General features: G+C 33.5%; 12 protein-coding genes. 5 read left to right on the forward strand and 7 right to left on the reverse strand.

From position 1 onward, the window contains the following. Positions 1–35 precede the first annotated feature (35 nt). The 4 genes from BGO27_08340 to BGO27_08355 all read right to left on the reverse strand — a co-directional run bounded on the left by BGO27_08340 (position 36) and on the right by BGO27_08355 (position 5,692). A complete protein-coding gene (locus BGO27_08340) occupies positions 36–2,693 on the reverse strand; it encodes a hypothetical protein (protein OJV13889.1) in 2,658 nt (885 codons plus the stop codon). Positions 2,694–2,729: 36 nt separating this feature from the next. Further along, positions 2,730–3,506: a hypothetical protein gene (locus BGO27_08345; protein ID OJV13890.1), complete on the reverse strand. Its 777-nt coding sequence runs from the start codon at positions 3,504–3,506 to the stop codon at positions 2,730–2,732. 117 nt (positions 3,507–3,623) lie between these two features. Further along, on the reverse strand, positions 3,624–4,607 hold the full coding sequence (locus BGO27_08350) for a hypothetical protein (GenBank protein OJV13891.1): 984 nt from the start codon (positions 4,605–4,607) through the stop codon (positions 3,624–3,626). Between the two features lie 62 nt (positions 4,608–4,669). Further along, a complete protein-coding gene (locus BGO27_08355; protein ID OJV13892.1) occupies positions 4,670–5,692 on the reverse strand; it encodes a hypothetical protein in 1,023 nt (340 codons plus the stop codon). An 83-nt stretch (positions 5,693–5,775) separates the two neighbouring features. Between BGO27_08355 and BGO27_08360 the strand changes: the two genes are divergently transcribed. Next, positions 5,776–7,587 (forward strand): aspartate--tRNA ligase, encoded by a 1,812-nt coding sequence (locus BGO27_08360; GenBank protein ID OJV13893.1) that lies wholly within the window; start codon positions 5,776–5,778, stop codon positions 7,585–7,587. Between the two features lie 129 nt (positions 7,588–7,716). Here BGO27_08360 and BGO27_08365 read toward each other — a convergent pair whose 3' ends face one another. The 3 genes from BGO27_08365 to BGO27_08375 are packed head-to-tail and all read right to left on the reverse strand — an operon-like array spanning position 7,717 to position 10,784. Beyond that, positions 7,717–8,748, reverse strand: a complete 1,032-nt coding sequence (locus BGO27_08365; protein ID OJV13894.1) for a hypothetical protein — start codon at positions 8,746–8,748, stop codon at positions 7,717–7,719. Beyond that, positions 8,729–9,505: a hypothetical protein gene (locus BGO27_08370; protein OJV13895.1), complete on the reverse strand. Its 777-nt coding sequence runs from the start codon at positions 9,503–9,505 to the stop codon at positions 8,729–8,731. The genes BGO27_08365 and BGO27_08370 overlap by 20 nt, the downstream gene beginning before the upstream one ends. Before the next feature lie 4 nt (positions 9,506–9,509). After that, a complete protein-coding gene (locus BGO27_08375; GenBank protein ID OJV13896.1) occupies positions 9,510–10,784 on the reverse strand; it encodes a hypothetical protein in 1,275 nt (424 codons plus the stop codon). 183 nt (positions 10,785–10,967) lie between these two features. Between BGO27_08375 and BGO27_08380 the strand changes: the two genes are divergently transcribed. The 4 genes from BGO27_08380 (at position 10,968) to BGO27_08395 (ending at position 15,788) form a co-directional block, all read left to right on the forward strand. After that, positions 10,968–12,842, forward strand: a complete 1,875-nt coding sequence (locus BGO27_08380) for a hypothetical protein (protein ID OJV13897.1) — start codon at positions 10,968–10,970, stop codon at positions 12,840–12,842. 95 nt (positions 12,843–12,937) lie between these two features. After that, the gene (locus tag BGO27_08385; protein ID OJV13929.1) at positions 12,938–13,537 is read left to right on the forward strand and encodes a hypothetical protein; all 600 of its coding nucleotides are present in this window, start codon (positions 12,938–12,940) and stop codon (positions 13,535–13,537) included. Beyond that, positions 13,534–14,466 carry a hypothetical protein gene (locus tag BGO27_08390; GenBank protein OJV13898.1) on the forward strand — a complete coding sequence of 311 codons (933 nt, stop codon included), beginning with the start codon at positions 13,534–13,536 and terminating at the stop codon, positions 14,464–14,466. The genes BGO27_08385 and BGO27_08390 overlap by 4 nt, the downstream gene beginning before the upstream one ends. An 86-nt stretch (positions 14,467–14,552) precedes the next feature. Further along, the gene (locus BGO27_08395) at positions 14,553–15,788 is read left to right on the forward strand and encodes a hypothetical protein (protein ID OJV13899.1); all 1,236 of its coding nucleotides are present in this window, start codon (positions 14,553–14,555) and stop codon (positions 15,786–15,788) included. Positions 15,789–15,855: the final 67 nt, after the last annotated feature.

The following is a 15,855-nucleotide window of genomic DNA, read 5'->3' on the forward strand; positions in this document are numbered from 1 at the left end:
AATACAGGCAATTTAAGCTTTCAAAACTGCAAGGCTTATTTTCTTCCCCAATTCATTTGATCAACACCGTATCTACATGGATCATCCCAATAAAAGTAATCAGGCCATAGATCATTACTAAAAACGTGATGATATCCTGGACACCTATCTGTTACACCATGAAGCCTTGCCCAGCCATTACGAACATTGTATTGATAGTATGTTTCTAATGAACGCTGACGATCAAGGAAAAAGTTATTTGTAGCTGAGCGCCCTGCCACAATGCCTGTTAATGCCTCATTGCCACGCCATCCATAACTATTATTAAAGGGTGCAGATGATCTTGAATTTATTACTCTTCCACCGTCCTTACCATCGTAAACATCCCACTGAATAATATTCATTTCATGTAATATGAACGTTATTTGATCAGATCCTATTAATATTGAAGGACTATTACTTTTCCATCTGTATTCATTATATTTCCCTAACCCATTGGTTTCAGGTGGATCACCACGTCTGTGATTTAATAATCTACTATTACTTTGTGGATGAAAATACATTTTCCAATCATTTCCTGTATATTCCCCATCATCACCACTAATCATGAATTTAACGGGAGATTTCTCAAAATAGATCGGTCCATATCTGGTACCAGTAAAGTAATTTTGGCAACTATCCATTGTATCCTTAAAAACATTAACCTGAGCGCATGGAGAATAGGTATTATCATTATTGGTACTTTTAGTCCAACCATCTCCCCATTTACAATCGCTAAATCTTTTACAAATGTTTCTGTCTCTTGCATCATTTTCCCAATCAATATTGTAAGATATCTGATCTAAAGTAGTGTCTGCCATACTAACATAAGTTGGTCTATTATAATGCAGTAGTTTTACACCTGGTCTATCGATAGCCCTAAATGAAAATGCAAAATCAGGATCATTCCCCCATCCCCATCTAGCGGAACCATTATACATAAACACAGGAGTCCAGGCATTACCAAATTTTTTTGCTGTTATGAAGGCTCTAGCTTCGTGAGCATTTATTGCAATCATATTATTTGCGTTAGAATCATTGTGATTAACTAAAGAAACCATCCCCATTAATGCAAAACGCCCACCCATTGCATTAGAAAATTCAGGGTAATATCTGGCTTCACCAGTAATCTCAAGACCGCCGCCCTTTGAACTGCGGTAAATTGCTCTAACATTTGATAAATCAATATGTTTTCCACCCCATGACTGGTCTATTAAAGTAAGCACTCTATCACCATCGTTTGGCAACATATCTGAACTTGGCTGTGATAAGGGATTATAACCACTATAAACTGCCTCAAATTGACCAAATCTTCCAAATGTATTTTCCATTTTATCATTCAGCGAGTGATATTTATTGTTGTCACGAAGCTCAGAATACACATTTAAATTTGTGTTTCTTAGATCAACGCATACACCATCTGAATCAAAGCTATACTCTCCAATATAATTATTGGGGTTATATTCGCATTTAATTTTAACTGACTTATTTGACATTAATACGTGATTTTCACTATAACAAGGCGTAAAGCTTCCTATGTTTCTGCCCAGATCTGTAGTTGTGTAAGTTGTTACAGGTATCTGACCAAATGCCTTACCTGCAGAACCTGCATGTACAGTTAAAGTTTCATCTTCATATAAAGACGGTAAGTACATTGTTTTACTACCATCAAAACCTCTATTTTTGTTGCTTCCACACCTTTGTAAACATCCTGGACCACTTACAGGCGACCAGCCTTGAGATCTTCCTGTAATTTGATCTTTTATACATTGTCTATATGTTGTACCTACAACTTCTCTGTTACCATTACCACCATTGGGATCGCACATTGTATTAGCAGCGGTAATTGTAACACCAACATCTGTTTTAGGCCACTTAACATTAGAAGCTATATCTGTATCACACTGATCATTTATAACTTTAATAATTCTTTCTTCAAAAACTTTACTTTTATTGTATGAGTATGTACTTCCTGATCTGTTAACCAATTTAAATGTATTAGTTAAACGATTAATAGATGTCTCGTAGCCTTCTAAATCTATATCATCAAGTGCAACCTCAACGCCTTCGCTTCGCTGATTATCGCATATCTCTTGCAAAGAGTATGACTTGTTAGTATTTTTTACAATATCACTAGTGTTTTGAAATCTTGTACTTGAGGCGTTTATTGCATTTGTGACAAACATATAATATTCACCTGCTTCCGATGGCGCTCTGAATCTTAAGTCTTTATGAGTATTTGGTAGATACGGATCCTGATTATTATATAAATTTTTGCTACCTAGTTTTCTGATACATTTAAAAGTTATTTTACTCTTAGAGCCATCTTTATAAGCTACTGGCAAAAAACCAATAACAAATCCATATGAGTCATCATTTTTCTTCCAAAATATGTCACCATTTAACTGAATCGACTGACCAGTGTACAACAATGGTTTATTGCCTGATTCCATTTGAGTTCTGGCATTTTCCTTCCATTTTTTATTCTTAATATTACTCGGTTCTTCGTAAAATTTTATTATATTATCATTATTATTGCACTGACCAGCTTCTTTTGCACCAGGGCAACGCGTCATTAAAAAATCTTTTAAATTAAAATGTAATCTTTTCTGCCCTGCTTCTGCATTTATAAAGTTTATACAAATTAGCAATAGGGTAGCAAAGATTATACGCATTTCAAAAGCTCATATATTACATATTAAAGATTCTACCTAGCTCATTCTAATACGAACTCTGCAAAGTGGAGCAGTATTTACGTTATTATACTGATCCGGAGTCGGCGTACTATTAACACAGAATGCAGCCGAAGCACCACCTGCGCCGCTTGTTGCAGCACCGTTAGGCGTAGTATTTCCTGTTGCAGTTACAACCCCAGTTGTAGGCATCCCATCGTCAAGCTTAGAGTCGATACCAAAAGCATCAGCTGGAGCCAGTCCATCAAATAATGTGTAAGCACCCGCAGTAATACCTGTAATACCAGTGATCTCATAATAGTTTAAACCTGAAGCAGCATAAACTATGAAAAAGTTACCCTTACCTAGTTTTGCTGGTAAAAAGTATTGCTCAAGTGGTGTTGAACCAAGTGTAATTGCAGTTGCAGGAGCAGTATAGGCACTTGTATTACCTTCGATTAATCCTGCAGAAAAAAGATCCGTCCAGAAGAGAGCTGTTTCACCTGAAGCAGCTGTTGCACCTGCGCCACCAATTGATTCTATAAGACCATTACCATCACCCACACCTGCAGCACCTGAACGTGAAGTTAGACCAAATGAAGATGCCGTACTTGAATTTAAATCGCCTGGAAGACCATTATATTTAATACGGAAAGCCGCAACAGACGCATTAAGGTTAGAGATTTGTCTTATTGTAGCACTGATCTCAGCAGATCTAATTAAGTTTTGACCAACTAACACACCACCAATAATAAGACCAATAATTATAAGTACTATTGATAACTCTACTAGTGTAAAACCTTTTTTATTATACATAACTTCGACCTGATTTTATTAAATATATAATAAAAGTGTATATTTATTAATCTTTGGTGTCAAATCAAAAGCTACGTAATTTTAAAGTTTTTCACCATTTGCAAATAATGTTTACCTTTATTTTGTTGGATTAAGCGATCCATCCTTGTAACATGATGCATCAAATTGCATCTGATAAAGGAAAGCTTTTATGTCTGGAATTTCTTTAAATTCATCCCTAAGCTTATCAACATTATCACCCATATTATTACAAACATTATTTATGTATTGAACTTTAGCTTCGATTCCATCTATTTTTTGTTGCATTTGTTTTTTCTGCTCAAAATATTCTTTTACTTCATCATGTTTATCCTTGAATTTTTTCTCAATCTTACACATTACAGCAGAACTTATAGGTGACCACACTATAGAGGTTATTAGTGTATTCAAATAAAAGTTTGATATATACTTACCAATAATTCTTGATACAAAAGCCTGAGCTGTAATACACATCAGACCATTTAAAGCACCTACAAAATAGGAGAGTTTTCGAGAGGAAGCATCATGAACGTTATTACCAAATATCATTTCTTGATTCGGACATTTATCATATCCTTGCATTAATGCACTAAATGCCAACACCAGAGCTTTACTTCCTTTTGAATAATGATGAATCATGGATAGAACTATATTATCCAGAAAATAATAAGAATGCCATTCTGTAGCGCCTTTTGTTTTATCCACTGGTAATGTAGGTGCGCAGCAATTCTTAAATAATCCTACAGGCTCAAATTTTTTTGTAACATCATTTTTTAATTTAAACGTAGTAAGCCATACAAAGCCTCTATAAATATATATTTGCAAGTTTGTAAGCCCAATCTTTGAGAATACATTATTACCTAGATATGCGCTAAACTTTGTAAATAGGTACTTAAACCTTAAAGTTAAATTTTCAAATGTATATTCTACCTGTTTATTATCAATAAATAGCTCATTGCCAATATATGAGGGGTTACCGATTCTATAGAAGTAATTATATATATTATTATATTTATTTTTAAAAAAACCACTTACTCTAACTGACTGATTATCAAAGAAATCATATATTTGTTGTAGCCCCATATATCCCTCATATTAGTAAACAAATTTCATTTATGTAGCATCTATACTACTAATAGAAAAAGTCAAATATTTATCAGTTGATTTAAAATATTTGATAGCAGTTTTTTTCGCCATCCTTTATTAATTTTTTTAGAATTATCTTGAGGGTTTAAAGCAAAACTTATTAACTCCTCTTGAGTAGCAATTAAATGAGGCGGTAATTTTTTGATATTACAAATATAGTTGATCACTTGTTTTAAAAGACCTTTTAAATCAACTTTACCATTGAAACCCTTAATTTTTCTATATTCTTCATTAATATTTATTTTCTGATTTATAGGGAAAATCTCATCTAATTCGTTATTTCTAAAAATCTTATGGATAGACAGGCTTTTTATAACACTATCACTTAAAAGTAAACTTGGAGATATATCTAATTTTTTTGCTTCAATTTCTCTCCAGATAGTCAAATATCTTAAAACTCTATACTCTTTAATATTTTTTGGATTTGAGTTAATTCTAATCCAGATATTTCTTTCTTCTTCTAAGCTACACAAATAACTCATTTCCTCTAAAAGCCAGTCTTCTCTTTTTAAATCTTTGATTTTTAGAGAAAGATTTTCATAAATTTGCTCAAGGTATTTTACATCAAGTAGCGCATAATCAATATGTTTTGTAGAGAGCGGTCTTTTGAGCCAATTTGTATACTGCATGTCTTTGTTTAAAGTTATACCCAAAATTGCCTTACAAAGCTCAGCAAGACTCGGTGAATTTAGGTAACCTGTAAGCATTGCGGCAATTTGCGTATCAAAAATATTTTTTAAATTAATATTCAGCGAATGTTTAAGTGCTATAATATCCTGATGAGATGCATGGAAAATCTTAAGAATTTCCTCTGCTTCAAGAATATCTTTTAAAATACTGAAATCTAAGTCGGACAGACAATCAATTATAAATTCTGATCCTAAGAATGCTATTTGAATAGTGGATAAAATTGGAAAATACGTAGTTTTTCTATAAAATTCAGTATCTATTGCGATTATTTTTGCTGATAACGCACTTTCTAAAACTAAATCTAGCTCTTCCTGAGTCTCTATTAAGGACATTTTTTAAACTTTTTTGTGTATTTTTTTAAACTATCTGCTAGTATTACCAATCATATTATCAATTTCAATATATTTCGGTTATTATGCATAAGTTTCGTACACATTCATGTGGTGAACTAAATAAGTCACACGTAGGGCAAAATGTTAAGCTTTCTGGTTGGGTTCATAGAAAACGCGACCATGGTAATATATTATTTATGGACATTCGCGACCATTATGGTCTCACTCAGCTTGTAATTACTAATGAAGTAGATTTTTTAGATCTTGCAACCCATGCTAAATATGAGTCAGTCGTAACCATTACAGGTAAAGTCGTTGAGCGTTCTAAAGAGACAGTAAACGACACTCTTCCTACAGGCGCAATTGAAATCATGACTGAATCTTTCCAAATTGAGTCTGAAGCTGAAACACTACCATTCTCTGTAAATATTGAACAGGATTTGCCAGAAGAGTTAAGACTTAGATACAGATTCCTCGATCTTCGCCGTGATAAAGTTCATAAAAACATTATGTTAAGGCAAGATGTTATATCTTATATTCGTGAGCAAATGAATGCTTCAGGTTTTAGAGAATTCCAAACTCCAATTTTAACAGCAAGTTCACCAGAAGGTGCAAGAGATTACTTAGTTCCAAGCAGAATTCATCCAGGTAAATTCTATGCACTTCCTCAAGCTCCTCAGCAGTTTAAGCAATTACTTATGGTATCGGGCTTTGACAGATACTTCCAGATTGCACCTTGCTTCCGTGATGAAGATGCAAGAGCTGATCGTTCACCAGGCGAATTCTACCAGTTAGATATTGAAATGTCGTTTGTTGAGCAAGAAGATGTATTTAAGACTATTGAGCCAGTATTATATAATGTGTTCAAGAAATTCTCTAGTAAGCAAGTATTTGAATACCCATTCCCACGTATTACATATGATGATGCAATGCTCAAGTATGGTGTTGATAAACCTGATTTAAGAAACCCTATTATTATCAGTGATGTAACTGATATTTTTAAGGGTTCTGACTTTGCAATATTTGCTAAAGCTATCGAAGGCGGATCAATTGTACGTGCTATTCCTGCACCGCAAACAGCATCTAAAGCTAGAAGCTTCTTTGATGGCATGAACGATTTCGCGAGAAGTCAAGGCTTCCCAGGACTTGGTTATATTATATTTGGCGAAGATGGCGAAGCAAAAGGACCTATCGCTAAATTCCTAAGCGCTGAAAAATTAAATACCCTCAAAGAAACTGCAGGTCTTTCTAATGGCGACGCAGTGTTCTTCTCATGTGGTAAAAAAGATGATGCAATTAAGCTTGCAGGCAGAGCTCGTATTGAGCTTGGCAATCAGTTAGACCTTATTGATAAATCAGTATTTAAGTTCTGCTGGATTACAGATTTCCCATTTTATGAGCTTAACGAAGAAACAGGAAATATTGACTTTAGCCATAACCCATTCTCTATGCCACAAGGCGGACTAGAAGTACTTGAAAATGCTAAATCAGTTGATGACTTACTTGCAATTAAAGCATTCCAGTATGACATTGTATGTAATGGTGTTGAGCTTTCAAGTGGTGCGATTCGTAACCATAAGCCTGAAATTATGTATACAGCTTTCGAAAAAGTAGGATATACAAAAGAAGATGTAGATTCACGATTTGGCGGTATGATTAGGGCGTTTAAGTTCGGCGCTCCCCCACATGGTGGACTAGCCCCTGGAATCGACAGAATTGTTATGTTACTTGCAGATGAGCCAAATATCCGTGAAGTTATCGTATTCCCAATGACTCAGCAAGCAGAAGATATTCTAATGCAGGCACCAAACTATGTAACAGATAAGCAGCTTAAGGAACTGAATATTCAGCTTTCCCCATCAGTTGCGAAAAAACTCGCTGAAAAGCAAAAATAAATTAACAAAGCCCCGGGCTCAAATCGGGGCTTTGTTATTATAACTTTATGTCGCATTTCATATCTGGGAAAATTCCTCGATATAAAACTCTATCTCTGTGAAAAACGCCAAATCGTTAGAGACAAGTTTTTACAAATTAGAAATTAACATGCATTTAAATAGCTCGCCCATAAGCTTAGGATGAGTCAGACGGGATAAAGCGTTATCGATAATTTCATATTTGTCAGGGTTTTTAGCAATTAAGGCTCTTGCCCTTAAACCTATTCCGTTAGTTAGCAAGAATCCTCCTTGGGTAGTTACAGATGACTTGAATTCTTTTGGCAAAGAGTCCATCAGCATCTTGAAATCAACATGTGTGGTAATATCACAGCTTCCGATATTTAATAGCCAGTCAACCATTGTATGATTTTTAATAGCCTGCATTGAGAAAATATATTTTTCGTTATTTAAATAACCATAATCAAAAGTCAGAAAAAAACCTTTTTGAGACTCAAGTAATCTAGTTATATTTTTCAGATAATTAAGCGCATATTCAGGGTATTCAATAATGCCATTTTCGGGAACATTTTCATAATAAGTCAGGAAATCTTCATTTGCTTGTTTATACTCTATAAAAAGCTCATTTTGATCTGAATTAATATATGCTTCAAAGAAATTTTCACCTGTTTTTTTAAACTTTCTAATGGGCATTGCGTCAAATAGCTCATTTGCTACTATAAAGCACGGATGTTCGGTTTTAACGTCTAATATATCATTTACATATTTTATATTATAGCCCGCTAGCTTTTTTTGCTGCACAGACTTAAGCAAATCACTGTTATCGACCAAATAAATATCTGCGATGTTATCTTTAGGGATTATTTTTAATATATCGTTAAGTAAAGTGCCGTCACCCCCACCTATTTCAATTAGAGAAAATTTTGAAATATTATAAGAAAGCATCTTAGATAATCCAAACGCGCCTACAATCTCACCGAACATCTGAGAGATTTTAGGCGCAGTTATAAAATCCCCTTTATTTTCGAAAGGATTATATATTGAATAATATCCGTAATCCTTATCATAAAGTGCCATTTCCATTACGCTATCAAGCCTAAGGGGGTTTTGTAAATTTAACAGATACTTGTATAGACTTGATACGTTATCTTTGATTAATTCCATAGGCAACTACAAGCCCCTCTAATATTAGGTCAGGGAAATAATGATCGAACAATCCTGATTTATCAAAAAGACCTGCAATTCCGCCTGTCGCAATTACCAAAGCCTCTTCGTTTTCAAATAACTCTTTTTTAGTCCCTTCAATAATATATTTTATACTACCAAAATGACCATTAATTATACCTGACTGGACAGCTGCCTGAGTAGTTTTACCCATAAAAACAGATGGCTTTGTGATCTCAACGCTAAAAAGCTTTTCTGCACTGCTCGATATAGCGCTCATTTGGGTTTTGATTCCAGGTATTATTGAACCACCTAAAAACTCTTTTTTACTATTTATTGTTGTTATAGTTGTTGCTGTACCCATATCAATAATGATGATATTTTGAGAAGGAAACTTATTTGAGGCAGCAATTGATGCCACCACTAAATCCGCCCCAATTTCTGAAGGATTTTTATACTTATCAAGGATGATTCCTGTTTTGACACCAGGCTTTATTTCAAAGAAAATTGCATTAAAATATTTTTTTACCGCCGTTTTAATTGTAAAATCAACTGACGGAACAACTGAACTTACTAAAAACGCTTCAATAGATTCAGGATTTATTCCTGCTTCACGTAAATATGTAAGTAAGAAAATTCCTAACTGATCTTCACTCCAGCCAATTTTTGTATTAATACGAAGCGTTTTAACAAAATTTCCATTATCATAAATACCCCCATAAATTTGAGAGTTACCAATATCTAAACAAAAAAGCATTTATTTACTCGTATAATTTAATCTTCTTGATAGCGCTTTTAAAAGCAACCAACATACTAACTGTAATTCCCAGCATTATATAAGCAGGCATCATTTTATCAAAATTTGCAGAATACTTTAAGATTATTGGCGTAAATCCACCAAATATAGACACGCTTAGAGCATATAAAAACATTACTCCTCTGCATCTTGCCTCATAAGGGAAAGATTTATACATAATAATACCGCACATTGTAGCGTTGACCCCTAAAAGACCGCCTAAAATAGCACATGCAACTTCAATCAGCATAATATTCATACTCAAAATCATCATAAAAGCAGGAATAATAACCAAAATTATAGCATATATATTATTTTTCATAGCACCCACTAAACGAGAAGTCATATCTGAATATATCCCTGAAACTACAGAAAAAGTTGCCGTAGATACCAATGAAATTATAGTAAGCAAATATGCTTTGTCGCTTGATATTCCAAGACTTACCATATAAGGGTTCATAAATGCGTGCAGCATATATGAAACGCTTCCTAGTATCGCACCAAGTGAAAAGACCGCCACAGATTCATATTTATATTGCTTAAGTATACCAACTAAATCCCAAATTTTAGCTTTTTTAGGTGTTGTATGTTGTTCATACTTAGCCTTAATCTGTTCACGTCTTAGCATAATTCCAACATAACCAATTAAGCTTCCTAGTAAGAATGGAAATCTCCATGCATTTTCATAGTCAGATACTGATGATAAATATCCCATTACCATTGCCATCATTACGCCTACACCACCAGCAGCGCTCATTATGCCTGCAGTAGTACCTAATGATTTAGGATCAACTGTTTCCATCGCATAAATTTTAGCACCTTGGATTTCACCACTTGCACTAATGCCCTGAAGTATACGAGCTAATATTAAAATTATTGGTGCAAAAATTCCAATTTTATCATATGTAGGTAGAAAGGTGATAGTAAGAGATGGAATCGCCATAATTGCCATTGAAAGGTTTAGCATTTTCTGACGACCAAACTTATCACCGTACCATCCCCAAAATATAGAACCAAAAGCAGCAAATAAAAACGATATTGCAAATGTCAGCATTCCTAAAATAATAGATGTATTGGGATCACTTGCTGGGAAGAATTTTTGTGAAATAACCGAAAGCATTACTGCAAACAGTACATAATCATAAAGCTCAAGCATTGTGCCTATTGCACAAAAGCTTACTATTTTGCTTTGTCTGGATGATCCAAAAAAATTTGATATTTTACTTACATTTAAGTACATAACTTGGTACCTCGTATTTTATTAAAGCCCTGATATATAGATCTTTTGGCTTTATATAATTTATAACCCTGTGTTTATAAAGCCCCTATTTGACCTAATAGTCAATAATTTATAGCAGCAAAATGTTGAATATAAGCTTAAATTAATGTAAAATTAAAATATTAACTATTTAAGTTTATCTTTATGCCAAACCCTGATAATTCTTTTAATAAAAGATATGACAATGCGATTATTGTATCGGATAAATACTTACAACAGCCCATGCAAGAACATGACTTTGAAAAGATCAAAAAGGATCTTGAAGACAAAGTATCGACCTGCATTACAAATGGTGCTTATTTAGAAGCATGTTATCTTTTGGATTGCTTATATGATGCTAACAGAAGCATATACAGGGAAACCTCCGAAGATGGTACCATCGAAATTAGAGATGCAACGCAAGCTATACCCATAGAACAGCAAAATGAAGGAAATTCACCTGCAAGGCTTCAGATTTTAAAAGGTATGATGGCTGCTATTGATGTTTCTAAGCTTGAATTAGATAGTGAAAAAGCAGTACCCTTAAGCCTTAAAATAAGAGATCTTTGTTTACTTGTTGAAAACGAGATGCGAAAGCTTGAGAATCAGGCAACTACTGTAGAATTGCACAAACTTGTAGAAGAAACAAGAGGATCTATAGTGAAAGCATTAAATGATGCAGGTGTTGAAGAGGCTATGCAAAAATTCAATATAGCCTTACAATATCAAAATTTTAAAGACAAACAGCGCGATATAATACATGTATCAAGCTTAGAAACAGAAAGCGGCACCTTTAAAATTTCTGAAATAATGGTTGGCATAAGAGAACAAACCGCCAAACAAATAGACTTTCATGAAAGCAACTGGTTCAGAAAACTTTCTGAGTTTGAACAAAAAATTTATAGAATACATCATCCAGCAATAGTTAGTGGGGCAATAAAACCCACACAGCTTAGAAGCATTCCTGGAATACCAAACGCGTACAGCCACTTAGTTCGATCTTATTTAAATAAAGATACGCCTGAAAACCTTACAAAAATATATCATGCCGGAACATTAGTATCTCTGTCGCCTAATTATGATGTAAGATTTGAAATTTCTGATTTAAATCATGAACAATTAAAACAACATGCAGGTAATCAGGAAATTGTAGTAAATACTTTAGTGAATCCTAAAATAGTAGATAGCGAAAAAGATATAGTAGCAATTTCTGCTATTCACTCAAAAAAACATGGAATTAGCTATTCCAATACTTCAACCAATCTTTTTAGAGCTGTCGGTGGTAATGATACAGCTGCTATTGATGAAAATCTTAAAACAATAGCTTCAATTATAAGCGGCATTGAACCACAAAATGAAGAAGAAAGGAAAACCTTAGAAAAAACAAAGAAATATTTAGAAGGTAAAAGAAGCCCCATTCAAATTATATTAAGCGTTATTCCAATACTTTCCTTGATTGTAAAATACATTTCAAATAAGCAAGCTGAGAAACTCGGAAAAGCCCTATCTAATATTGCAATTGATGAAGATAGCAAAGAAGTTCTACATTCAGCAATTAAAACCCGAAATTCATTTAATAATCTTAAGTTTGGCTCAGTTATTGGTAATATGCGCCAGAATTATAACTTAGATTTATCTAAGGAATATACATCTTTAGCCCACAAACAAGGTAAACTTCAGATGATTACCTGCAAAAGCGGCAAAGACAGAACGGGTCAGGCTGTTTTTTCTTTTATTAAAAAGGAAGTTGATGAATATTGCAAAAAAAAGGACGTAAAAATTGAATTAGCACAAATTTCTTCAGATATCGGAAAAACTGACAGCATGGGATATATGCCAGGTGGAATCGTTGCAGGTGGTGGTACAGCAGGAAGCTATGGAGTAAAACCTCTAATATTTAGCATTCAGCCCAATGATCGTAAGGAAGTAAATAAAATGATCAGAACTACTGCCAAATCTAATTTGATTGCAAAAAATGCAGTTAAAAATGCCCCTCAAATGAGTAGTTTAGAAAACAGATTAAAATTCAAATCAAAGTAGATAAGCACGAAAAAGCTAGAATATTACTTGCAGAATTTACAATAATCAATAAGATATCTGGTAATTCATATTGTTTTTTGTAGTTTGCGATGGAAATACTTTTAAACTTGATTAAATGGCTTGTAGATTTTGCCCATAGCACTGGTTATCTAGGCATTTTTATCATGACATTTCTTGAAAGTACTTTCCTGCCGATTCCTAGCGAAATTACCATGATTCCTGCGGGTTACTTAATTTATCAGGATGTAATGAATCCTTTTGCAGTACTTGCAAGTTCAATTTCAGGCACTATCCTTGGTTCATGTTTTAGTTACTTTATTGCTCTTAAATATGGCAGAATGCTAATTATTAAGTTTGGCAAATATTTTTTCATGAACGAAGACAAGCTTAAAAAAATTGAAGATTTTTTTGCTAAACATGGCTCTATTTCTACATTTACAGGCAGGTTAATTCCTGGAGTAAGGCATTTTATATCTTTTCCTGCTGGGCTTGCGAAAATGAACCTTACTAAGTTTTGCTTATATACCAGCGCTGGAGGAAGCCTGTGGGTTATTACCCTGCTTGCACTGGGATATAAAATCGGCGAGAACGAAGAACTTATTTCTGAATGGATTACAATAATAACAATTGCTATGCTAGCTTTATGCTCAGTATTTGCAGCTTGGTATATTAAAAAAAATAGTGGTAAAAAATGAGTAATAGACTATATAATATTTTCTTATTTATCGGCAGCATATTTTTCATTTATTTCTTCATTAGCAGCACAAATCCTAAAACCATAGATAACACAAAAACAGCCATAAAATCACCTTTAGCTCCTGAAATTCCTGAGAATCAAAAAAAGGAAATCGAATCAAGGGAAAACTTTTTAGAGAGAAAAGTTGCAGGAATTATGGCTTCTTTTGCTGAAACAAGCCAAGGCAAACAATTCTTATCTACAATCATTAAACCCGCAGATCCTACTATAGCTTCAGAAAATACAAATGTCGTTCAGCTACCAAAAGGCTTTGGACAATATGAAATCCTCACTTATGGATCTGGTAAAAAACCTGAGTGTGGTGATAAAATTAAGCTTTATGACGTTAAAAACAAAAAATACTATGATTATATTTTAGGCAATAATAAATTTAAACCCAACTATGATTCAATTATTAGCATTATGAGTTTAGGTGAAATAAGAAAAGTTATGAAATCTGGCGAAGAAGACTTTACTATTAAACTTACAGATATTATTTCTAATAATGAAAAACCTATTATAAGATTTCACCAAAAACCTGTAGCGGCAAAACTTGCATGCGGTGCTTCAGTGATAATAAATTTCAACATTAAAACCTCCGATAATAAGTATGTTTTTGTTATGGAAGATTTTATTAAAAGCAATAATAATTCAATAACTCATAATCAACTTACTCTAGACTTAACGCCTTCTAGTTTAAATACAAAAATTTTAAGGTCGTTGATTGATGGTGGCGTAAATAATGTTAGTTACTTAATATTAAAAAGAGAAGAAATCTTACCATTACTTAAAATACACCCATTTAACATGGTAAAATCTCTTCCAGTTGATGATTTTTATGCGCTTGAATACACAGTACTTGGCTATAAAGACCAGGTTGAAAACTAACTTATTATAGATTCATTATGACTAAACTTTTTTCGCTCTTCATAATTTCATGTTTTTTTTTATTGAGCTGTAGTAACTTACAACCAGTGTATTTTTCTGAAATCAAAGATTTAAAGCAACTTCCACAGGATACAAGATCATTAAATATTGAAGAAATTCCTGAAATCATAACTACTAATAAATTACTATTCAGCGCATGGAATACAAAACATGTCGACAAATGGAATGGCATGAGTTTTAAAGAACTCAAAAGGAAAATCGGTGAAAATATAGAAAGACTTAAACACTCATATAATGAGGTATTAGCTCAAAGAACACCCGATGAATTTAATAGTGATTTAAAAAACGCCAATTTTAAAGACTTATTTGAAGAACGCAGATACGCATTAATTAGAAGAAATACTGATTTAAGAAGCCTTCCAACAATAAGACCTTACTTTAATAACCCTCTCTCTCCTGGTGAAGGATATCCGTTTGATCATGCACAGGAAACACATTTGTACATTGGTAGCCCTGTTTTGCTTAGCCATTATTCGCAGGATAAAGCATGGGCATTTATCCTGACTAACGATCATATGGCAGGATTTATAAAAGTTCAGGATCTCATGATAATACCTGCTAGAGAAGCTAAAATCCTCATGAACAGCCATAAATTCGGTGTAGTTATCAAGGAAAACCTCAACATTTATGATAATAACGATAACTTTATAGAACATATAAAACTTGGCACCATATTACCTACTACCTCTGAAAATGGAAAACTAAAGGTTTTAGTACCTACTCATCATGGGCTTGAGGAGATTAAAATTAATCCAAACGATATTGCTGTGAATCCACTAGCTTTTTCCAAATCTAATATAGATATGATTGCTAACCAGCTTATTGCACGTCCATATGGTTTTGGAGGATATTTAGGTAACCGTGACAGCTCACAGTTGGTAAAAGATTTTTATGCGCCCTTTGGCTTATATCTGCCAAGAAACTCTAAAGAACAGTCTGAGTTCTTCCCTCATAAAACTTTAGATGTATCAAATTTAAGTGTTAAAGAAAAGCTCAGATTACTTAAGGAAAAGGGTAAGCCTTTTGGTGCTTTAATTTATAAAAAGGGACGTATTGCAATTTATGCTGGTGACTTTGAAGGTAAACCAGTTATGCTTCATAGTGTCTGGGGAGTAGTGTTATCTAAAGGTAAAAACTTATCCAGAAATGTTATCGGTAAGTCCGTAATATCTTCTAGTAAAATTGGCAAAGAACTTGATAATTATAGCAAAAAAGATTCATTTATATACAAAGCTTCCAAGATTATTTTTTTGTACAAATAGATTTAGGCTAAATGGCTTGATTTTTGATAAAAACTGAAATATAAAGTTTGGTAATAAATATCCCTAT

This window comes from Alphaproteobacteria bacterium 33-17, from assembly GCA_001897445.1.
GTDB lineage: Bacteria > Pseudomonadota > Alphaproteobacteria > Rickettsiales > 33-17 > 33-17.

Coding starts and splice junctions, on each gene's coding strand:
- BGO27_08340 (OJV13889.1), bottom strand. CDS start 2,693: ATGCGTATAATCTTTGCTACCCTATTGCTAATTTGTATAAACTTTATA.
- BGO27_08345 (OJV13890.1), bottom strand. CDS start 3,506: ATGTATAATAAAAAAGGTTTTACACTAGTAGAGTTATCAATAGTACTT.
- BGO27_08350 (OJV13891.1), bottom strand. CDS start 4,607: ATGGGGCTACAACAAATATATGATTTCTTTGATAATCAGTCAGTTAGA.
- BGO27_08355 (OJV13892.1), bottom strand. CDS start 5,692: ATGTCCTTAATAGAGACTCAGGAAGAGCTAGATTTAGTTTTAGAAAGT.
- BGO27_08360 (OJV13893.1), top strand. CDS start 5,776: ATGCATAAGTTTCGTACACATTCATGTGGTGAACTAAATAAGTCACAC.
- BGO27_08365 (OJV13894.1), bottom strand. CDS start 8,748: ATGGAATTAATCAAAGATAACGTATCAAGTCTATACAAGTATCTGTTA.
- BGO27_08370 (OJV13895.1), bottom strand. CDS start 9,505: ATGCTTTTTTGTTTAGATATTGGTAACTCTCAAATTTATGGGGGTATT.
- BGO27_08375 (OJV13896.1), bottom strand. CDS start 10,784: ATGTACTTAAATGTAAGTAAAATATCAAATTTTTTTGGATCATCCAGA.
- BGO27_08380 (OJV13897.1), top strand. CDS start 10,968: ATGCCAAACCCTGATAATTCTTTTAATAAAAGATATGACAATGCGATT.
- BGO27_08390 (OJV13898.1), top strand. CDS start 13,534: ATGAGTAATAGACTATATAATATTTTCTTATTTATCGGCAGCATATTT.